The sequence below is a fragment of the Arthrobacter sp. HY1533 genome (genome assembly GCF_027568515.1).
In the GTDB taxonomy this organism is placed as follows: Bacteria; Actinomycetota; Actinomycetes; order Actinomycetales; family Micrococcaceae; genus Specibacter.
The window spans coordinates 290,050-309,655 of sequence record NZ_JANKZF010000001.1 but is presented as its reverse complement, the minus strand read 5'-3'; the positions used below and the strand labels follow the sequence as shown (position 1 = coordinate 309,655).

Below are 19,606 nucleotides of genomic sequence, written 5' to 3'. Positions count from 1 at the left end.
TGCCGCCGACCTCGAGGTTGGTACGCCGTCCTTTGACGTAGTTTTCCCCGGCGCGCGAGAAATAAGCGAGCCGCCCCGAAACCAGATCGGTAGATCAAGGCTTAGTTGTTCCTGCGTCCGCCGAGCCAACTGACCATGGCGGGGTCGCGGTGGTCGAAGAACAGGCTGGCACCTGTGTCCAGGGTGCTGATCTGGTTCATTTGATCCTCGGTGAGGGTGAAGTCGAAGACGTCGAAGTTTTGGGCCATGCGCTCGGGGCGCACCGACTTGGGGATGACCACCACGTCGCGCTGGGTGAGCCAGCGCAGCACCACCTGGGCGACGGATTTGCCGTGTGATTCACCGATGGCCGCGAGCAGTGGGTTGGTGAACAAGTCGTTCTTGCCTTCGGCGAACGGACCCCAGGATTCAATCTGGACGCCGCGTTCGATCATCAGGGCCTGGTCGGTCGCGCGCTGGTGGAAGGGGTGGGTTTCGATCTGGTTCACGGCCGGGACAATCTCGTTGTGGTCGATCAGGTCAATGAGCCGGTCGGGGTGGAAGTTCGAAACCCCGATCGCCCGGGCCAGCCCCTGCATGTTCAGCTTCTGCATGGCCCGCCATTCGCTGTAGTAGTCCCCGAGGGGCTGGTGGATCAGGTACAGGTCCAGGTAGTCCAGGCCGAGCCGTTGCAGGGAGTTGTCAAAGGAGCGCTTGGTGTCTTCTTCCACGCTGCCGGCGGGGGCGTGCTGGATCCACAGCTTGGTGGTAACGAACAGGTCCTGGCGCGCGATTCCGCTGGCCTTGATGGCGGCACCGACTGCTTCCTCGTTGCCGTAGGCGGCAGCCGTGTCCAAGTGGCGGTATCCGGCGGCGAGGGCTGCTTCGACGGCGGCCTGGGTGTCCACGTCGGGGATTTGGTAGACGCCGAAACCGAGGATGGGCATCTGGACGCCGTTGTTGAGGGTTACGTTTTCCATGGGATTTTCCTTTGCTTGTGTGCTGCTAGTGGGTGGTGTTGGCTGTTGCGTAGTCCTGCTCGGTGACGGGCTCGCCCCAGGTGGCGCTGCGCCCGTCGTCGTGCTCCACAAGGGCCAGATGGTACATCATGGTGTCTGTGGTGGCACCGTGCCAGTGCTCCTCACCGGGCGGGGTGTGGACAGTGTCGCCTGCGCGCATTCGAATGACGGTGCCGTCACGGGTGGCAACCAGCCCCGCCCCGTCGGTGCAGTGCAAGGTTTGGCCCAGGGGGTGGGAATGCCAGTTGGTGCGGGCACCCGGGGTGAACCGGACCATTGCCGCGGCGAGCCGGGATGGAGGCTCTGCGGTGTTCAAGGTGTTGAGGTAGACGTCGCCGGTGAATCGCTCCCGGGGTGCCTTGGCTGTGGGGGTGGGTGGAACGAGGTACATAGTTTGTCTCCTTGGGGGTCTGGGCCAGGTGCGGCTTGTCGTTATCTCAGTGGATGGTCTGCTTTTCGAAGCGGCAGGGACGCAGCGGCCAGGATGAGCAGGGCGACGGCGGTGGTTCCGAAGCCGATTCGGAGTCCGTCTGTGAAGTCCTGGCCGGCGAGCAGGGCACCGTAGATCGCGACACCCAGGGAGCCGCCGAGCTGCCGCGCTGTGTTGATCACCCCGCTGGCAGTCCCTGCATTCTCCGCCGGTACCTGGTCCATGACAAGGGCGATGATTGGTGGAACTGTGAAGGAGCCGCCCACCCCCACGGGGACCATGACGAGCGCCACGAGCAGGATTGAGGTGTTGGCTGGAAGCAACCACAGTCCAGCCAGGCCCACGGCCATGAGCAGTTGGCCGGCGACGATCATGGCGACATGGCCGAAGCGCACCATCAGCCGTGCCGCGAGGGGGTTCAGCAGTGCCACAAGGGCTGTCATGGGCAGGAACAGCAGCCCGGTTTCCAGCGCTGTGGCACCGCGTTGCTGCTGAAAGTACAGGCTTTGGAGGAAGACCACACCATAGAACGCGGCCATGGTGACGACGGCGATGGCCAGGACGGTGGAAACAGTGCGTGAGCGGAACAGGCCCAACGGGACCATGGGATGTTTCCCCCTGGCTTGGGCCCGCACGAATGCGATCGCGGACAGCATGGCCAATGTGAAGAGGGCAAGAATGCTGGGGCTTCCGTAGCCGATCTGCGCGCCTTCAATGATGCCGTACGTGAGGCTGGCCAAGGCCACCACGGCGGTGACTTGTCCAAACCAATCGAATGGTGCCGGACGCTGCGGCGACGGTGCGACGCGGGCAAGAACTACGAGCGCAGCAGCCCCGACGGGCAGGTTCACGAGGAAGATCAATCGCCAGTCGAGCTGGGTCAGCAGACCGCCAAGCACCGGGCCGGCCGCCGCGGCCACCGAACCGCCCAGACCCCAGTACACAATGGCCCGACCTCGCTGGGCTGCGTCCTGGTACGCCTCCCGGATGAGGGCCAGGGAGCTGGGCGTGATCAGTGCGGCGCCGATGCCCTGCAAGGTTCGGCCGGCGATGAGGGCCCCCAAACTAGGGCTGAATGCGCACGCTGCAGACGCCACGGTGAACAGCACCATTCCGGCGCCGTAGGCGCGGCGGGCACCGATCCGGTCTGAGAATGTCCCTGAGAACAGTTGCAGCGCCGAGAACATGAGTGTGTAGCCTGTGACAATCCACTGCAGCCCCGACAGCCCGCCGCCAAGATCGTTGCGGATCTCGGGCAGGGCAACATTGACGATCTGGGCATCCAGGGCGACGACGAAGAAGCCCAGCATGGCGACCGCGAGCGAGGCCCGGGGCCTGGCGGCGTGTTTCGTTGGATCAAGGGTCAAGACTGGCATGGTGTCCTTGCTGGAATGGCGGCTGGTGTTGTTACAAGAAAACCAGCCCCTGGCCAGGCGTGGAAGGACCTGCCGTGCGGTGTACTGCCAGTTCCTGTTAGGACATCCAAGGCCCCCGTAGAGTTGATTTCATGGACAACAGCAACGACGTCCGCGAGTTCCTCACGAGCCGCCGGTCGCGCATCACTCCCGCCCAAGCCGGTTTGCCAGAATACGGCGGCACCAGAAGAGTCCCGGGCCTCAAACGCGAGGAAGTGGCCATGCTTACCGGTGTGAGCACCGAATACTACGCCCGGCTGGAACGCGGAAACCTCCGGGGCGTCTCAGAGAGTGTCCTTGAGTCCCTTGCCCGTGCGCTCAACCTCGATGAAGCAGAACGGGCCCACCTGCTGGACCTGGCCAGGGCGGCAGCACCATCGAGGGCACCCGGAACACGCCGGGTTCGGGCCGAGGTGCGGCCTGGGGTCCAGCGGATCCTGGACGGGATGACAGGCGCGCCCGCCTACGTCCGGAATTCACGCATGGACATTGTGGCTGCAAACAGCACTTGTTTTGCCCTCTACACCGGCATTCTGAGCCCGGAGGCGCTGCCGCTGAACCTCGCTCGGTTCATGTTTCTGGACCCCCGCGCCCAGGACTTCTTCCTTGAATGGGCCACGCTCGCCGACGACTTGGCCGCAGCGCTGCGCAGCGAGGCCGGACGCAACCCGCAAGACAAGGCTTTGAACGGCCTCATCGGAGACCTCGCCACGGGAAGCACCGAATTCTCCAAGCGCTGGGCGCGGCACAACGTCCGCTTCCACCGCTCGGCCCGAAAAAGTCTGCACAATCCTCTTGTCGGAGACATTGAATTGACAGGGGAATCCCTCGAGATTCCCGGTGAGGGCCTCACCATCATCGCCTACACGGCCGAACCGGAAAGCCAGGCGCAGGAACAGCTCAACTTCCTTGCCAGCTGGAGTGCCAGCCAGCAGCGGGTGGCCGCGCCGGTTCCGGTCGACGTCAACACCGAGATGGCCACCCCGCCCGACGTGGAAAACTAGCTGCGGCCTTCAATCAACACTGAAGGTCCGGAGCATGTAGAGCTTGGACTGATAAGTTCAGTCCCGCGGGCGCGGTGATGAGAGGGATGCCAGTGAGTTTCATTCATTCACCTTTTCGCCTGGTGGAGGGGCCTCGGGTGAGGCGGTCGATGTGGAGAGCGAGGTAGAGGACCTCTTCAGCGGAGATCGATTTTCCATTCTTCTCGAGCACTGATCTGACGGCTTGCGCGCCGCGGTAGGCGACGGGGCGTGCGGTGGCAACGGCCTCTATCATGGCTTGGTCGGTGGAGTCGAGAAGCTGGTTGTTCTCGATGCGCACGAACAGGTATCGCAAGTGGGTGACGAACCTGGCCACGTTCATCCCATTTCTGTCGAGAGTAACGGTCAACTGCTCCTCGATGGTGGTAAGTACGTCGCCGATGCGGCGTGTCATCTCAATGGTGGGATTTAGGCCGGACCCAGAGAATTGGGCGTTGACGAGGTGCATGGCCAACGGCACTGCCTCCTCGTCGGGGAGGGTAGTGCCGAGCCGTGCACGCACAATCTCGAGGCCAACGCGGCCGAGGGCCACTTCTTGCGGGTAAAGCTGGGTAACTTCCCACCGCAGGGGATACTGGAACACCACACCGTCGTTGGCGCGTTGGATCGCGAAGTAAATGTGGTCGGCGAGGGACAGGAGCAGCGACTGGGCGGCGCGGAGCTGAACTTGGGCGGAAGCCGCGTCGACTATCGCGCGTGAGACATCAACGTATTCGATGGGCGTTTCCGCAAGGAACTCTGCCAGCTGGTCGATGGGGTTGTTCGCGTCGGGCACAAAGGTTTCGGTGATGAGATTGGTGTCGATTTGGTCACCAGGCCGAACTCCGTAGCCGATTCCTTTGCCGAGGACGATGAAGACAGCGCCGGTGTGGTCTGTGACCATAACGGCGTTGCTGTTCAAGCTGCGGCGTGCGTGCAAAGGGCCCCGGGCCTGTCCGCCGTCGGGTGCGACGGCGGACAGGCTAGGTACTGAGGGTCGGTTTCTCATGTGCTGAGGTCACGACCGTTCGAGTCGATTGCTTTCCGGTACCAGTGGAAGCTCTTCTTCTTGAACCGAGCGTTGCTGCCATGGCCGTCGTTGTCACGGTCGACGTGGATCAGGCCGTAGCGCTTGGCCATTTCGCCCGTGGTTCCGGAGACTATGTCAATGACGCCCCAGGCGAGGTAGCCGATCATCTCTACTCCATCGATGGCAATCGCATCGCCGACTGCGTCGATGTGACGGCGCAGATAGTCGATGCGGTAGTCATCTTGGATCGCGTCCGGGTGGGTTGTGTCATCGACTGCACCGAGCCCGTTTTCCACGACGAAGAGGGGGATTTGGTAGCGGTCGTAGAAGTCGTTCAGGCTGATCCGCAAACCGAGCGGATCGATCTGCCAACCCCAGTCGCTCTGTTGGAGATATGGGTTCGCCTTTCCTGCGATGTTCTGCAGCAGGTTCCCCTGAATCATCTCGTCGGCGTCGGTGCTGGACACATGCGACGCGTAGTAGCTGCATGCGAGGAACTCGATGACACCCTCGGAGAGAATAAGTTCGTCCGACGGTTGGGTAGCCAGCAGGATTCCGCCACGTTCCAGTTCCCGGATCTTGTAGGCCGGGTAGTAGCCGCGCACCATCACGTCACTGAAGAAAATGTTGCGGTGCTTGTCCTGCACCGATAGAAGCACATCCTCCGGACTGCACGTGTACGGGTAGCTGTACGCATCGGTCAGCATACCCCCGATCATGAAGTTCGGGTTGATCTGCTTGCCGATCCGCACAGCTTCCGCACTGGCCAGCAGCAAATGGTATGAAGCCTGTTCCTTCTGCTGGTCAGTGAGGTCGTCGGCGGCGGCCCCAAACCAGGTGACGTAGTTGATCGCGTTAATTTCATTGATCGTGATCCAGTACTTCACCTTGTCCCGGTACCGTTCAAACACCGTCCGGGCGTACTTCGCGAACAAGTCCACCAGAATGCGGTTCGTCCAGCCGCCGAACTGCTCTGACAGGTACAACGGCGTATCTGAATGCTGCAACGTGATCACCGGCGTAATTCCATGTTTGAGCAGTTCGTCGAAAACATCGTCGTAGAATTGCAAGCCGGCCTCGTTGGGCTCGTCCTCCACTCCCGTGGGGTAGATGCGCGTCCAGTTGATTGAGGTGCGGAACGCTTTCAGCCCCAGTTCTGCGAACAGGGCGATGTCGTCCCGGTAGGTGTGGAAAAAGTCGATTCCCTGGTGGCTGGGGTAGTGCACACCGGGTTCAATGCCGTCGGTGCGGCGTCGCGGGGTGTCTTTTGAGCCGACCTCCATCACATCCAGAATGCCTAGGCCCTTGCCGCCTTCGGTGTACCCGCCTTCGGCCTGGTTCGCGGCGATGGCTCCGCCCCAGAGGAAACCATCAGGAAATCTCTCAGACACGGGCTGACCTCCGTGTGAACAGGACCGTCAGCGAGATGGTGACGGTGAAACTAATTGCGGCGGCGATGGCGATGTAGATCAGGTTGGTGAAACCACCCGAGGGGTCGATGAACAGTGGCAGGGATGGCAACCCGCCTACGAATCCGAATGCCTTCACAGATGTGATTCCCGCAAATAGTCCGCCGGCCAAACCACCGGCCATCACGGCGAGGAGAAGGAACTTGTTGCGCAGTGTGAGGCCGAACAAGGTCGGCTCAGAGATGCCGCACAGGGAGCTAAACGACATCGCGAACGTGGCACCACGGAGTTGCTTGTCCCGCGTGAGGATCGCACTGCCGGCGGCGGCACCACCCTGGGCGATGTTGGACAGGAATCCGGCCACCATCAGCAGTGGGTCGAACCCGGCTATAGCGAATGATGACAGAGCGATCGGAAGCAGCGCATAGTGCATTCCGGTCAGGATCAGGAGTGGAAACAAGGTGGCCACGATCGCTGGCGCGACCCAGCCAGCGTTCTCGTTGAGGAACGTGACGCCGCCTGCGAGGTACTGGCCTACGAACGATCCCAGCGGGCCGAGGAACAGCAGGGTCGCGACCGCGCCCACCAGCAGCGTGACGGCCGGGATGACTACGCCCTTGAGGATGTCGGGGATGATGAGTTTCAGGCCCCGTTCGATGAACGACATCAGCAGCACCCCAAGAATCACGGGGAACACTGTGGAACCATAAGTGACCGTCGGAACCGGGATCGTGAAGATGCTCAAACCCTCGGCTGCGTTGATGGTGGAGAAGATCAGGAACGCGCCCAGTGCCATGCCTACGAACGGGTTCATCCGGAGCTTAACGCCGGCGGCGTATCCGGTGAACACGGGCAAGGAGAAGAACACCGCCGCTTGCACGCCCGAGAGCACCACATAGGTCGGGTCCTCGGTGCTGACCACATTAAACGTGGTCAGCACCGAAAGGAGGGCTGAGATCATGCCGGCGGCGACCAGCACGGGGATGAACATCACGAAGATCCCTGACAAGGTGTCGAACGCCTTGTTCACCCCGCGGGTCAGCACTCCGCCCCTTTTCGTTTCTTCTGCTGGCTTCACGGTCGGCTCCTCCACGAGGGGCGCGGCGGCGAGCTGGCTCACCTGCGGGTAGAGGTCGGCGACTGAAGGGCCGATGATGACTTGATACTGGCCGCCCCGGTTTGCGGAACCCATCACTCCGTCGATGGCGTCCACGTCGGCACGGTTCACGATCGATGAATTGACCAGGTTGAACCGCAGCCGCGTGGCGCAGTGGGTGACACTGGAAATGTTGCCTGGGCCGCCAACGGCGTCCACGATCGCGGTAGCGAGAGTCGTGGTGGTCATGATTCCACCTGCCGACTCGACGCGTCATCGGAGAGGGTGACTTCCAGCAGCCGGTCGCCCGTCGCCAGTTCAGTTGCCCCAAGCTGCACGATCTCCGAGACGTCGCGCATGTTGGTAATGACGATCAGGGTGATCGGGTCGCATCCTGCCGCGATGATCTTCTCTGTGTTGAATGTGACCAATGGCTGCCCCGCGGTTACCCGCTGTCCCTGCAGAATGTGTGCCTCGAAGCCGTCTCCATTCATCGCCACTGTATCCAAACCAATGTGGATGAGGGCTTCAACTCCTGCATCGGAGACCAGCCCGATTGCATGCTTGGTGGGGAAAAGGCTGACGACTCCACCACTGAACGGTGCCGACACCAGGTTCCCGGTTGGGCGGATGGCGACACCGTCGCCGAGCATCTTCTTGCTGAATGCGGGATCGTCAACGTCGCCTAGGTCGACACGTTCCCCTTCTAGCGGACTGTAAATAATCATGATCTGGTATGACACCCTTCATCGGGAGTCGTAAACACTGCGATGCCACGTGGTTGCACAACTTCAAACACGCTACGTGACCGCTTGTCGCCGACTGCTCTCCAAGAACTCGATAACCTCGGCAGCCAGGCTGGGCGCAAAAAAGGACCCAGACCCGGACGAAACTAAGTTCGCTGCCGGAGCTCAGGTCCCTGCCTCCCCGAGAGGAGTTACATGCCCAATACTCGGAGCCCAAACGGGCTCGAGAAGGACTCTACAACGGTCTCGGGAACATGTCCAGCGTCACGTTGAATCCTGGACAAACTCAGCCTGAACTATGGCATGGACTTGCAGTGGCAGGTTCGGCAGTGCGCTTCGGCAGAGAGCGCCGAATAGCCGTCGAGTGGTGCTCTCTCAGTTGGCCAGTGTCGAATGCGTCCACAACTTCCGTGTCCCTGGTCGTTTGGCGCGGGGGTTCCTCCAACACCAAAAACCACTTCCACACAGATAGTGCTAACGTTTTGTTAGTGAAAATGAACTGAGGAGGCGATTGCGATGAAGGTCTTTGTTCTGGGTGCCACTGGCACTACGGGCGGCTTGTTCGTTGACGATGCGCTGGATGAGGGTCATGAAGTGGTGGCGTATGTACGCAGCTCCGGAAAACTGGCACCACGCGAGCGGCTTGCTGTGGTGGTCGGCGACGTGGAGAACGTTGACATGTTGGCGCGCGCCATGCGGGATGCAGATGCGGTGGTCAGCATGCTGGGATTGAGCAGCGCCAAGCCCAACGGGTTCAGCGAGAAGGCAGTCAGGGTGATCACGGCGGCCGCTGAGCGCAGTGGCGTCGCCAGGGTGCTGGTCATGTCGGCGTTCGGCGTAGGTGATTCGCTGCCGAAGGCGTCTGGCTTGGCGCAGCTGATGTACAGCGGGGGCGGCAAGGCCATCTTTGCCGACAAGGCAGCAGGGGAGAAGGTTCTGAAGGCCTCTTCGCTGGAATGGACCCTCGCGTATCCTGTGCTGCTGACAAACAAGGCCAAGTCGCCTGCCTTCCAGGCCCTGGACCTGGCGGCCATCGACCGCCTGCCCGGCGTTCCCCGTGTCGCCCGCGCCGACGTGGCAAGGTTCCTCCTCGATGCAGCGGGCAGTGGTGATTGGGCACGGCGCACCGCGGTCCTGACGACTGGAAAATAGGGCCACCCTCCGTGCACGACGCCTTGCCCGGGACTTCCCATTGGCCATCGAGCAACCGCTCGCCTAGTCGCGCCTGTCCTGCTGGTGGGTGACGATGGCCGGAAGCTGGCTGTAGATGGTCTCAATGAGATCAACGATGCTGCCGGCAATGGGGCGTCCGATCTCGGTCAGTTCGTATTCGACGCGCGGGGGGATCGCGGAATGCTCTTTGCGGGAGACCAGCCCGTCGGCATCGAGCCGCTGCAGCGTTTGGGAGAGCATGCGGTCGGAGATTCCCGTGACTGCACGCCTTACCTCGGCGAATCGCAGTGGTCCGTCGGTCAACGCGGCCAGCGCCAACGCCCCCCACCGGCCTGTGGCGTGTTCCAGGACCGAGCGGGACGTGCACCCGGGATCAAAAACGCTCATCCCGTCGGCACGTTTTGTTCCTTGGCTCATGTGCTTGATTCTATCCTCCGCCGGCACTGCCGAAATTCAAGTGCTGAGATTAAGTTAGCGGGATTGGTGCCTTGCGTCGTCCCTGTGGCGGGGCACTGGCGGACGCTGTTGCAGCCATTGGTGGCGTTGAAATAGAACCTGGCCCATGAGCCCAACTGATCCGGCAGCACGTGCCGCCTACGCGTTCGCCATTCCCCTGAACCATGAGGCCTTGGACCCGGGGCAACTCCTCGACGGCGCGCCGACCACGGCGGCCACTGCACTGGGCGAGGCCTTTGGGCTTGAATACGGCCTGTGGGAAATGAGCGTCGGCACCATGCGCGACGTGGAGGCCGAGGAACTCTTTGTGGTGCTCAGCGGTTCGGTCACCGTCACCATCCACGCAGCCAATGGCTATGCGGAAAGCGAGCTGGCGTTGCAGCCCGGCACCATTTGCCAACTCGATGAGGGCATGCACACCAGCTGGGTTGTGCACGAACCCCTGCGCAAGGTGTACCTGGCGCGGCCCTGACCGCACACAAAAATCAAGGGAGGCGGCAAGCCCATCAGGGTTTGCCGCCTCCCGCCGTTGGTCTGCGGCGGTTTAGGAAGTGGCTGCCTTCGCGAACTGGGGCCACCATGAATCGTTGGTGGTCAGTCCCAGGCTCTGCTCCAGGGCCGCCCCAAGCGTGAAGACAGTGGCATCGTCATAGCTGCGCCCCACAATCTGCACGCCCGTGGGAACCCCGTTGGGGGCCACGCCCGAGGGGACGGACAGCACCGGAACCCGGCCCACAATGTTGAACGGCAGCGTCATCGCGGCCTCGATCCAGGTGACTTGCTCGTTGCCGACGTCGATGAGTCCGGACGGGTCGGCGAAATCCGCCGCCATTCCCTGTGTTGCCAAGGTGGGGCAGAGCAGGGCGTCATAGTCTTCCAGGAGCAGCCCCAAGGGCTCGTAGATCTCAGCTTCGGCGACGAGGCCTTCGGCGAAGGTGTCGGCCTGCGCTGCGCGCCGGGCAAAATCAAGCGTGTAGGGCATGAGCAGCTCGCTGTTGGCCCCAGCCACGTCGTTGATGAAGGGGCCCATGATGCCGCCGAAGTGGGCCCACGCCGTGGCTACCAGCTTCTTCCGGCTCCACGGCAGTGACACCTCGTCGACAATCACGCCGGCACTGCGCAGGGCTTCTGCCGCCGCCCGGGTGTTGGCCTCGATGACCGGATCCACGCAGTAGTCGCCCAGGTTGACGCAGAGGGCCACGCGCATCCCTGCCGCCAACGCGGCGTTGGGCGCTGGAAGAACATATGCGGGGCGCAGTGACGCCTGGTCTGTGGCGTGCGGGCCCGCGATCACGTTTTGCAGCAGGGCCACATCGGCAACGCTTCGCCCCATGGGGCCGTCGGCACAGTACGTGTCCTGGTTGAAGGGTGCCATCCCCGGTACCCGCCCAAACGGCGGCTTGAAACCCACCAGTCCGCAGAAGGAGGAGGGGATTCGGATGGAACCGCCAATGTCAGACCCCGTGGCCAGGATGGTTTCCCCGGCGGCCAGTGCCGCCCCTGAGCCGCCGGATGAGCCGCCCGGGGTGAGATCAAGGTTCCAGGGGTTCCTGGTGACGCCCCACAGTTTGCTGTGCGTATAGGGGGCTGAGCAGAACTCGGGGGTTGTGGTGCGCCCGTGCACCACCGCGCCGGCGGCATGGATCCGGTCAATGATCGGGTGGCTGCGCTCGGCGATGGTGCCCTTCTCCAGCAGGGAGCCCTCTTCAATCGTGCGCCCGGCAACGGGCTGCTCCTCCTTGAGTAGCAGAGGAATTCCTTCAAGCGGGCCGTGCACCTGGTCGGATTTGGCAAACCTTGCTTCGGAGACGCGGGCTGCACCGTACGCCTCATCCAGCATCTCTTCAGTCAAGGCATTGACGGCTGGTTCAACCCACGCCGTGCGAGCCACAACGGCGTCGAGCAGTTCTACGGGGGAGAGCTCCCGCGCGGCAAAAAGTTCCTGTGCCTTGGTTGCGGTCAGGTAGTGCAGTTCCATGGGGGTCCAATCGGGAGTAGTCCTCTTGCGCCACATGCGCAACAGTGGCCGGGGCCCGGCCAACTGAATGCTGGGGTGAAGATGAGACTAGGCTCACGCGGATTGGTTGTCAACAGTGTTGACAACTGTGCTGACACTTCTTGCCCGCTTGCCCTTAATTCCCGGGCGCCCGGCCCTGCGTGGCTTCCCAGGTGATCGCAGCTGCCTGCAGCTCGGCAATGACCTCGCCGTCCGACAGGTCCACACCCAACAGGTCCCCGATGGTTTCCAGCCTCTGATAGAAAACGGACCGTGACAGGTGGCTGTTGGCGGCGGCCCTTGTCCGGTTTCCTGGGTGGGCCAGATAGGCCCGCAGGACCTGCATCAAATCTGATCCGTGGTGCGCGTCGTGTTGCAGCAGCGTCCCCAGACTGAGCTCCACATAAGATTGCAGCCGCGGATCCCCGCGCAGTTGCCCGATGAGCCGGCGCAAGGCCCGATCGGATGTCCTGTGCAGCGTCGCCGGTTGGGGGGAAGCGGCGGTGCCGGGCAGTGAACCCAGCACGTCGAGGGCTTCCTGCAGCGACGCGGCCAGGCCGCCAATGTGGTCAACGACTGCACCGGCGGCCATGGTGGGCGAGCCCGTTGAACCGGGTGTTTCCCGGGTCAGGGCCGACAGTTTGGCGGCCCAGGCATCCATGTCGGCTTCGGGGTGCTCCCGCCCCTGCCGGGGCGAAGGCAGCGACAAGGCGATCAGCAGCACCTTTGTGCCACCCTGCTCGGTCCAGCTGGCCACCGCGCCAAAACCCATTGAACGGGCAAGCCGTCCCACCTCGGAACTTGAAGGCATGTCGGACGGGGTTCGCAGGGCGATGCCGCACAGCCGGCGCTGCGCCACGGGCAGCCCCATCGCCTCGAACCGGGCTGCCAGTGCCACGTCGCTGCGGTACCTGCCCTGCAGCAGGGAGGCCAGCAGCCAGTGCTGGGCAGCGGGCGTCCAGTTCTCGGCTGTGCCGTCGGCGAGACGGCTGAGCGAAAGGGCCACGGCGGCCTGCTCCAACACGAGCGCCCGGCCCGCGGGGTGGGGGGTGCCGTCGAACGCCACGAGGTAGCCCCAGCGGGCGCCGCGCGCCTCGACGGGGGTAACCAGCCATCCCTCGGTCCCCATGGTGGCGGTTCGAACGTCCCCCGTGGCTTGTTCGCGCCGGGCCCTGTGCGCCGAGCGGGACCGGCTCTCCCATGAGCCCAGGACTTCCTCTTCGGACTTGCCCGAGGCCTCAAAGGCCACGACCTGGTGCGCCATGTCCTCCAGGACCACCGGGGAGCCCAGCACGGCGCCGAGTTGCGCCACGATGTAGTCGGCCGGCGACCCGCGAAGGCTCAGCCCGGAAAAGAGGGCATGGACTTCATCTCGGGCCCGCAGCGCCCCCATCTGCTCGGCAATGATGCGCCCGTGGACTGCCTCGGTGATCGAGACAAACTTGACCTTCCGCTCCAGCACCACCAGTGGCATCGATTGGTTCAGGCAGCATTCCACGAGCCGTTCGGGCGCCTGCCGGTAGCGGGAGCCCAGCTCCAGTACGAGCCCGGCCACATCCGCGGCCGCCAATTCAGCAATGTAGCCGGCCATCCATCCGTCGCCCTCGGGCCAGCCCACCCCCGTTGCCAGGAGCAGTTCGTGCCCGTCAAGGAGTTCGGTGACGTCCCGGGCCTCCACCACGTGGACCCACCGGACGGCGTTGCCCAACTGCGGCTGTCCGGCCAGTACGCGGGGGAGCCCGCCGGCAACGGCAGGCAGCCTGAGGACCTCGGCCACTGTGGGGAGATTGTCCGGACGATCTGTCCGGCTGGAAGTGGAATTCCGGTTGGTTTTCAGGCTCATCGTCCCATTTCTGCGTGTGATGATCGACATACAGAGCATACATCGGGCGACAAACAGACTGTCCGGACGCGTTGCCACTCAAGCCAATTGACCCCGAAGGAAGAAAAACCATGCAACTGATTCCCCACTTCATCGCCGGACAAGAGGACAGCTCCTCCGAGCGCCGTGGCGCCGTCTACAACCCGGCAACGGGCGCGCAACAAAAGGAAGTGGCTTTCGCCACCACCGAGTTCGCGAACCATGCCATCGCCACCGCAGCTGCAGCGCTTCCGGCCTGGCGAGCCACCTCGCTGACCAAGCGAACCGACATTTTCTTCAAACTGCGCACTCTGCTGCAGGACCGCAGCTCCGAGCTGGCCGCCATCGTCACCAGCGAGCACGGCAAGGTGCTTGACGATGCTGCCGGGGAAATTGCCCGCGGCAGCGAGAACGTGGAGTTCGCGGCGGGGCTGATCAATCTGCTCAAGGGCGAACACAGCGAGCAGGTCTCTTCCGGCATTGATGTGCACAGCATCAAGCAGCCGGTGGGCGTGGTTGGCTGCATCACCCCCTTCAACTTCCCGGTCATGGTGCCGCTGTGGATGATCGCCAGCTCCATCGCCTGCGGCAACACGGTGGTGCTCAAGCCCAGCGAAAAGGATCCCTCCGCTGCCATCTTCCTGGCCAAGCTGTTCCAGGAGGCCGGGCTGCCAGACGGCGTGCTGAATGTGCTCCAGGGTGACAAGGAAGCCGTGGATGCCATCTTGGACAGCCCCACCGTGAAAGCCGTCAGTTTTGTGGGCTCCACGCCCATTGCCCGCTCCATCTACCAGCGTGCTGCCGCCACCGGCAAGCGTGTCCAGGCCCTGGGCGGGGCCAAGAACCACATGATGGTGCTGCCCGACGCCGACATTGAAAACGCAGCCGACGCCGCCGTTTCAGCGGCCTACGGTTCCGCGGGGGAGCGCTGCATGGCCGTCAGCGTGGTGGTCACCGTGGGCGACATCGCCGATGACCTGGTCGCAGCCATCAAGGACCGCCTGGGCGCCTTGAAGATTGGCGACGGCACGGCGGCAGGAACGGACATGGGACCGCTCATCACCGGCGAACACCGCGACAAGGTGGCCTCCTACGTGGCCGGTGCCGCCGCCGAGGGCGCAACGGTGATCGCCGACGGCCGCGAGACCCTCTTCGAGAACGACGGCTTCTTCATTGGCGTCACCCTGCTGGATCACGTCAAGCCCCACATGTCCGTCTACACCGATGAGATCTTCGGCCCCGTGCTCTGCGTGGTCCGCACCGATTCCTACGACGAGGCGCTGGAGCTGATCAACAGCAACCAGTTCGGCAACGGCACCGCCATCTACACCCGTGACGGCGGCGCCGCCCGTTCCTTCCAGTTCGACGTCGAAGCCGGCATGGTGGGCATCAACGTCCCCGTTCCCGTCCCCGTGGGATCGTTCTCCTTTGGCGGCTGGAAGGACTCCCTGTTTGGTGACGCCCACATCTACGGCCCGGAAAGCGTGCACTTCTACACGCGCAGCAAGGTTGTCACCACCCGCTGGAACGACCCCTCCACCTCCTCGGTCAACCTCGGCTTCCCGAGCAACTCCTAACTGCGGCCCCAAAGAGAGACGGACACTTCAATGACTGACATCCTGACCAGCGTTCCGGCGGCCCCGAACAGTGGGGGTGCGGACGCCGAACGCACCATCCGCCACAACGACCGCACCCATGTGCTGCACTCCTGGTCCGCGCAGGCAAAGATTGACCCGCTGCCCGTGGAAGGCGGCCAGGGCTCCACCTTCTGGGACTACCAGGGCAACAGCTACCTTGACTTTGGTGCCCAGCTGGTCAACCTGAACCTGGGCCACCAGCACCCGGACCTCGTGAAGGCCATCCAGGAGCAGGCCGGCAAGATGGCCACGATCCAGCCCGCCTTCGCCAACGACGTGCGCGGCGAGCTCGCTGCCCTGATCGCCTCCAAGGCCCCCGGAAACCTCAACAAGGTGTTCTTCACCAACGGAGGCGCCGAAGCCAATGAGAACGCCGTGCGCATGGCCCGGGCATTCACCGGCAAGTCCAAGATCCTGGCCCAGTACCGGTCCTACCACGGTGCCACCTCCACTGCCATGCAGCTCACGGGGGACCCCCGCCGCTGGGCCAATGAACCGGGCGCCGCCTCCGTGGCGCACTTCTTTGGTCCGTACGCCTACCGTTCCCCGTTCCACTCCAGCACGCCCGAGGAGGAAAGTGCCCGCGCCCTGGAGCACCTGGAAAGCGTCATCGTCCTTGAAGGTGCCTCCACGATTGGCGGCATCATCATCGAAACTGTGGTGGGCACCAACGGCATCCTGGTCCCGCCGCCCGGCTACCTTCCCGGCGTGCGCGCCCTGTGCGACAAGTACGGGATTGTCTACATCGCCGATGAGGTCATGGCCGGCTTTGGCCGCATTGGCGAGTGGTTCGCCGTGGACGCGTTCGATGTCGTCCCCGACCTGATCTCCTTCGCCAAGGGCGTGAACTCCGGGTACGTTCCGCTCGGCGGGGTGGTCATGAGCGATGAGATCGCGGCCATCTTTGATGAGAAGCCCTACCCTGGCGGACTGACCTACTCCGGCCATCCCCTGGCGTGTGCCCCGGGCGTGGCCACGTTCAAGGTCTTTGAGCGCGACGGCGTACTGGCGCACGTCCGCGACCTGGGCAACCGCGTGGTCCGCCCGATCCTTGAATCGTGGCTGGCAAAGCACCCCAGCGTGGGTGAGGTGCGCGGCCAGGGGCTGTTCTGGGCGGTGGAGCTTGTCACCAACCAGGAAAGCCGTGAGCCCCTGGTGCCGTTCAACGCCGCAGGCGAGGCAGCACGTCCCATGGCCGAAGTGGTGGCCGCGTGCAAGGCCCGCGGCGTGTGGCCCATGACCAACAACAACCGCATCCACATCTGCCCGCCGCTGATCATCACCGAGGAAGAGTTGCGGGCCGGGCTGGACGCGATCGGGGAGGCACTGGCCGTGGCCGACGGGTTCGTGCGCTAGACCCCTTTACAACAGCAATATTGCTTGTAGGCTGTTTAGTATTCTTCGTATTCCGTGGTGTAAGTCCTGAATTCCACGGATTCAGGACTTACACCTTTTTCTTGCGGCGCTCTATGGACCACATTTTTTCAATGGCGAACCAACCACCCTGAGGTGCGTAATGACTGTAACAATGTATGAAAATCCCGGACTGTTCATTGGCGGCGCTTTTACTGCCGGTGCCAGCGGGCGCACCTCGTCCGTCATCAATCCCGCCACGGGCCGGACGATCGCGCAGGTGGCCATCGCAGATGCCGCCGATGTTGACCGCGCTTACGCGGCCGCCGCGGCGGCAGCCAGGGATTGGGGGATGACCACCCCGTCGGAACGGGCCACCGCGTTGCTGAAGCTGGCCGATCTCTTGGAGGAGCACGCGGCGGAATTCATTGAACTGGAAAGTGCGCAAACAGGGCAGCCATTCGCCATGGTCGCCAACGAACAGATTCCGCCGTGTGCGGACCAGCTGCGCTTCTTTGCCGGGGCGGCCCGGACCATGGATGCATCTGCCGCCGGTGAGTATGTGCCGAACCGGACCTCGTTCATCCGCCGCGAGCCGATCGGCGTCGTGGGCCAGGTGACGCCCTGGAACTACCCGCTCATGATGGCCATCTGGAAGATTGGCCCGGCGCTGGCGGGCGGCAACACGATTGTCCTCAAGCCCTCCGACACCACGCCGCTGACCACCCTGCGCCTGGCCGAACTCGCCGCCCAGGTGCTTCCCGCGGGCGTGTTCAACGTGGTCACCGGCGACCGCGACACCGGCCGGGCCGTGGTGGAGCATGCCGCTCCCGAGCTCGTATCCATCACAGGCAGTGTGCGGGCGGGCATGGAGGTGGCGAAGTCCGCTGCCCTGGATCTCAAGCGCACCCACCTGGAACTTGGCGGCAAGGCCCCCGTGCTTGTTTTTGCCGACGCGGACCTGGCCAAGGCGGCCAAGATCATCGTCATGGCGGGTCTCTACAACGCCGGCCAGGACTGCACGGCAGCCACCCGCGTCCTGGTGGAGGCCTCCGTTCATGACGAGTTTGCAGCCGCGCTGGCGGTTGAGGCGGCCGGCTACACGGTGGGTGCCCCGGAGGAGAATGCAGACATGGGCCCGCTGAACAATGCCGGGCAGCTGGCCCGGGTTGCGGCGTTTGTTGAGAGCCTGCCGGACCATGCCCTAATACTGACCGGAGGCCACGCCATTGACCGTGACGGCTTCTTCTATGCGCCCACAGTGGTGGCCGGGCTGGCCCAAGCGGATGCGGCCATCCAGGAGGAGATCTTCGGTCCCGTCATCACTGTCCAGTCCTTTAACTCTGAGGAACAGGCAGTGAAATGGGCCAACGACGTCCCGTTTGGCCTGTCCTCCAGCGTGTGGACCCGGGACGTGGCCCGGGCCATGGACCTGAGCCGGCAACTCGACTTCGGCGCCGTCTGGATCAACGACCACCTGACAATCAGCGCCGAGCTGCCCCATGGCGGCTTCAAGCACTCCGGCCACGGCAAGGACCTTTCCATGTATGCGTTGGAGGATTACACCCGCGTCAAGCACGTCATGGTGAACCTTGAGCGCTGAGCGCGGCACGGCCGCCAACGGCCAGGTGTCCTTTTGGTACGCCGGCTCCGGGGTGCCGCTTCCGGCGAACCAGCTTGATGGCGACGCCGCCGCGGACGTCTGCATTGTTGGCGCCGGATACACGGGGTTGTGGACCGCCTACTATTTGGCCAGGGCGGACCCCAGCCTGCGGATTGTCATCTGTGAGGCGGAATTTGCCGGGTACGGCGCCTCCGGGCGCAACGGCGGGTGGCTCACCAACAGCATCACGGGGGGCCGAGAGGGCTATGTGCGCTCCCATGGCCGGGAGGCCGTGGTCCGTTTTCAGGACGCCATGAACCGCACAGTGCAGGAAGTGATGGATGTTGCCGCCGCCGAGGGGATTGACGCGGACATCGTCAAGGGCGGCGAGCTGAACGTTGCCACCAACGCGGCGCAGTTGCAGCGCCTCACTGCCTATGCGGAGCAGGAAGCGCAATGGCCCAATGCGGACACCCAGTTCCTTGACGCGGCAGAGACGGCCGGGCGGATCGCGATCGCCGGTGTCAAAGGCGGCATCTGGCACCCGCACTGCGCCCGCATCCAACCGGCCAAACTGGTCCGCGGGCTTGCCGACGCCGTCCGGCGGCTGGGCGTCACCATCCACGAGGGCACCCCCGCCGTGGAAATTGGGCCGGGTGCCGTGCGGACCACCCGCGGCACGGTGAGGGCCCGCTACGTCATCCGGGCCACTGAGGGATTCACCGCGGGGCTGGCCGGCCAACGGCGCAGCTGGCTCCCGCTGAACTCCTCCATGATCGTCACCGAACCGCTGGCCGCCGGGCAGTGGGAGGCCATTGGTTGGGACGGGGCAGAGACCCTGGCGGACCTAGCCCACGCCTACATTTACGCCCAGCGCACAGCCGACGGCCGGATCGCCATTGGCGGGCGCGGGGACCCGTACAAATTTGGTTCCCGCACCGACGTCGACGGCCACACCCCCGAGAAGACCGTCCGGGCACTGGGTGACATGCTCACCCGGCTCTTTCCCGCCGTCGAAGGCATCGGGATTGACCACGCCTGGTCGGGCGTCCTGGGCGTCCCGCGCGACTGGCATGCCACGGTCGGTTTGGCGGACGACGGCGTTGGCTGGGCGGGCGGTTATGTGGGCACCGGGGTGGCCACCACCAACCTGGCCGGGCGCACCCTGGCCGACCTCATTCTTGGCCGCACCACCGAGCTCACCACCCTGCCCTGGGTGGGGCGGCGGGTGCGCAAGTGGGAAGTGGAGCCGCTGCGCTGGCTGGCCGTGAAGTCGCTCTATGCCACGTACAACGCCGCCGACAAGGCCGAGAACCGCGGACGGACCACCACGCACCCGGTGGCACACGCCGCCGACTTCATCAGCGGGAAGGCATGAGCC

17 protein-coding genes are annotated in these 19,606 nt (G+C 63.9%); 7 read left to right on the top strand and 10 right to left on the bottom strand.

Annotated features, from left to right (window positions below):
- Window positions 1-101 precede the first annotated feature (101 nt).
- From PCK14_RS01465 to PCK14_RS01455, 3 genes are read right to left on the bottom strand one after another with little or no spacing between them, the layout of a single operon-like run.
- On the bottom strand, window positions 102-959 hold the full coding sequence (locus tag PCK14_RS01465; RefSeq protein WP_269936686.1) for an aldo/keto reductase: 858 nt from the start codon (window positions 957-959) through the stop codon (window positions 102-104).
- Window positions 960-984: 25 nt separating this feature from the next.
- Entirely contained in the window at window positions 985-1,389 is a 405-nt protein-coding gene (locus PCK14_RS01460; protein ID WP_269936685.1) for a (R)-mandelonitrile lyase, read from the bottom strand.
- A gap of 41 nt (window positions 1,390-1,430) precedes the next feature.
- Window positions 1,431-2,795, bottom strand: a complete 1,365-nt coding sequence (locus PCK14_RS01455) for an MFS transporter (protein ID WP_269936684.1) — start codon at window positions 2,793-2,795, stop codon at window positions 1,431-1,433.
- A 140-nt stretch (window positions 2,796-2,935) separates the two neighbouring features.
- Between PCK14_RS01455 and PCK14_RS01450 the strand changes: the two genes are divergently transcribed.
- Entirely contained in the window at window positions 2,936-3,847 is a 912-nt protein-coding gene (locus PCK14_RS01450; protein WP_269936683.1) for a helix-turn-helix transcriptional regulator, read from the top strand.
- Window positions 3,848-3,950: 103 nt separating this feature from the next.
- Here PCK14_RS01450 and PCK14_RS01445 read toward each other — a convergent pair whose 3' ends face one another.
- From PCK14_RS01445 to PCK14_RS01430, 4 genes are all read right to left on the bottom strand, one after another.
- Window positions 3,951-4,787: a PRD domain-containing protein gene (locus PCK14_RS01445; RefSeq protein ID WP_269936682.1), complete on the bottom strand. Its 837-nt coding sequence runs from the start codon at window positions 4,785-4,787 to the stop codon at window positions 3,951-3,953.
- Window positions 4,788-4,870: 83 nt separating this feature from the next.
- On the bottom strand, window positions 4,871-6,286 hold the full coding sequence (locus PCK14_RS01440; RefSeq protein WP_269936681.1) for a glycoside hydrolase family 1 protein: 1,416 nt from the start codon (window positions 6,284-6,286) through the stop codon (window positions 4,871-4,873).
- Window positions 6,279-7,649, bottom strand: coding sequence for a PTS transporter subunit EIIC (locus PCK14_RS01435; RefSeq protein WP_269936680.1), 1,371 nt, complete (start codon window positions 7,647-7,649; stop codon window positions 6,279-6,281). The genes PCK14_RS01440 and PCK14_RS01435 overlap by 8 nt, the downstream gene beginning before the upstream one ends.
- Window positions 7,646-8,128, bottom strand: a complete 483-nt coding sequence (locus tag PCK14_RS01430) for a PTS sugar transporter subunit IIA (protein WP_269936679.1) — start codon at window positions 8,126-8,128, stop codon at window positions 7,646-7,648. The genes PCK14_RS01435 and PCK14_RS01430 overlap by 4 nt, the downstream gene beginning before the upstream one ends.
- Before the next feature lie 534 nt (window positions 8,129-8,662).
- On the opposite strand from PCK14_RS01430, the gene PCK14_RS01425 reads away from it, so the two are divergent.
- Complete coding sequence (locus PCK14_RS01425; RefSeq protein WP_269936678.1) at window positions 8,663-9,298, top strand: NAD(P)-dependent oxidoreductase; 636 nt, start codon at window positions 8,663-8,665, stop codon at window positions 9,296-9,298.
- A gap of 63 nt (window positions 9,299-9,361) precedes the next feature.
- On the opposite strand, the gene PCK14_RS01420 is transcribed toward PCK14_RS01425, so the two are convergent.
- Window positions 9,362-9,736 carry a winged helix-turn-helix transcriptional regulator gene (locus PCK14_RS01420; protein ID WP_269936677.1) on the bottom strand — a complete coding sequence of 125 codons (375 nt, stop codon included), beginning with the start codon at window positions 9,734-9,736 and terminating at the stop codon, window positions 9,362-9,364.
- Between the two features lie 145 nt (window positions 9,737-9,881).
- Here PCK14_RS01420 and PCK14_RS01415 point away from each other — a divergent pair, with 145 nt between their 5' ends.
- A complete protein-coding gene (locus tag PCK14_RS01415) occupies window positions 9,882-10,247 on the top strand; it encodes a cupin domain-containing protein (RefSeq protein WP_269936676.1) in 366 nt (121 codons plus the stop codon).
- A gap of 72 nt (window positions 10,248-10,319) precedes the next feature.
- Here PCK14_RS01415 and PCK14_RS01410 read toward each other — a convergent pair whose 3' ends face one another.
- Complete coding sequence (locus PCK14_RS01410; RefSeq protein ID WP_269936675.1) at window positions 10,320-11,753, bottom strand: amidase; 1,434 nt, start codon at window positions 11,751-11,753, stop codon at window positions 10,320-10,322.
- Window positions 11,754-11,907: 154 nt separating this feature from the next.
- Complete coding sequence (locus tag PCK14_RS01405; protein WP_269936674.1) at window positions 11,908-13,614, bottom strand: PucR family transcriptional regulator; 1,707 nt, start codon at window positions 13,612-13,614, stop codon at window positions 11,908-11,910.
- Window positions 13,615-13,724: 110 nt separating this feature from the next.
- On the opposite strand from PCK14_RS01405, the gene PCK14_RS01400 reads away from it, so the two are divergent.
- The 4 genes from PCK14_RS01400 to PCK14_RS01385 all read left to right on the top strand — a co-directional run bounded on the left by PCK14_RS01400 (window position 13,725) and on the right by PCK14_RS01385 (window position 19,603).
- Window positions 13,725-15,209 (top strand): CoA-acylating methylmalonate-semialdehyde dehydrogenase, encoded by a 1,485-nt coding sequence (locus tag PCK14_RS01400; protein ID WP_269936673.1) that lies wholly within the window; start codon window positions 13,725-13,727, stop codon window positions 15,207-15,209.
- 30 nt (window positions 15,210-15,239) lie between these two features.
- Window positions 15,240-16,625: an aspartate aminotransferase family protein gene (locus PCK14_RS01395; protein WP_269936672.1), complete on the top strand. Its 1,386-nt coding sequence runs from the start codon at window positions 15,240-15,242 to the stop codon at window positions 16,623-16,625.
- A 160-nt stretch (window positions 16,626-16,785) separates the two neighbouring features.
- Entirely contained in the window at window positions 16,786-18,225 is a 1,440-nt protein-coding gene (locus PCK14_RS01390; protein WP_269936671.1) for an aminobutyraldehyde dehydrogenase, read from the top strand.
- Complete coding sequence (locus tag PCK14_RS01385; RefSeq protein ID WP_269936670.1) at window positions 18,215-19,603, top strand: NAD(P)/FAD-dependent oxidoreductase; 1,389 nt, start codon at window positions 18,215-18,217, stop codon at window positions 19,601-19,603. Before PCK14_RS01390 ends, PCK14_RS01385 begins: the two co-directional genes overlap by 11 nt.
- Window positions 19,604-19,606: the final 3 nt, after the last annotated feature.

Bases quoted from the DNA above. Each gene is read 5' to 3' on its own strand.
- PCK14_RS01465 (WP_269936686.1), bottom strand. From the start codon at position 959: ATGGAAAACGTAACCCTCAACAACGGCGTCCAGATGCCCATCCTCGGT.
- PCK14_RS01460 (WP_269936685.1), bottom strand. From the start codon at position 1,389: ATGTACCTCGTTCCACCCACCCCCACAGCCAAGGCACCCCGGGAGCGA.
- PCK14_RS01450 (WP_269936683.1), top strand. From the start codon at position 2,936: ATGGACAACAGCAACGACGTCCGCGAGTTCCTCACGAGCCGCCGGTCG.
- PCK14_RS01435 (WP_269936680.1), bottom strand. From the start codon at position 7,649: ATGACCACCACGACTCTCGCTACCGCGATCGTGGACGCCGTTGGCGGC.
- PCK14_RS01430 (WP_269936679.1), bottom strand. From the start codon at position 8,128: ATGATTATTTACAGTCCGCTAGAAGGGGAACGTGTCGACCTAGGCGAC.
- PCK14_RS01425 (WP_269936678.1), top strand. From the start codon at position 8,663: ATGAAGGTCTTTGTTCTGGGTGCCACTGGCACTACGGGCGGCTTGTTC.
- PCK14_RS01420 (WP_269936677.1), bottom strand. From the start codon at position 9,736: ATGAGCCAAGGAACAAAACGTGCCGACGGGATGAGCGTTTTTGATCCC.
- PCK14_RS01415 (WP_269936676.1), top strand. From the start codon at position 9,882: ATGAGCCCAACTGATCCGGCAGCACGTGCCGCCTACGCGTTCGCCATT.
- PCK14_RS01410 (WP_269936675.1), bottom strand. From the start codon at position 11,753: ATGGAACTGCACTACCTGACCGCAACCAAGGCACAGGAACTTTTTGCC.
- PCK14_RS01405 (WP_269936674.1), bottom strand. From the start codon at position 13,614: ATGAGCCTGAAAACCAACCGGAATTCCACTTCCAGCCGGACAGATCGT.
- PCK14_RS01400 (WP_269936673.1), top strand. From the start codon at position 13,725: ATGCAACTGATTCCCCACTTCATCGCCGGACAAGAGGACAGCTCCTCC.
- PCK14_RS01395 (WP_269936672.1), top strand. From the start codon at position 15,240: ATGACTGACATCCTGACCAGCGTTCCGGCGGCCCCGAACAGTGGGGGT.
- PCK14_RS01390 (WP_269936671.1), top strand. From the start codon at position 16,786: ATGACTGTAACAATGTATGAAAATCCCGGACTGTTCATTGGCGGCGCT.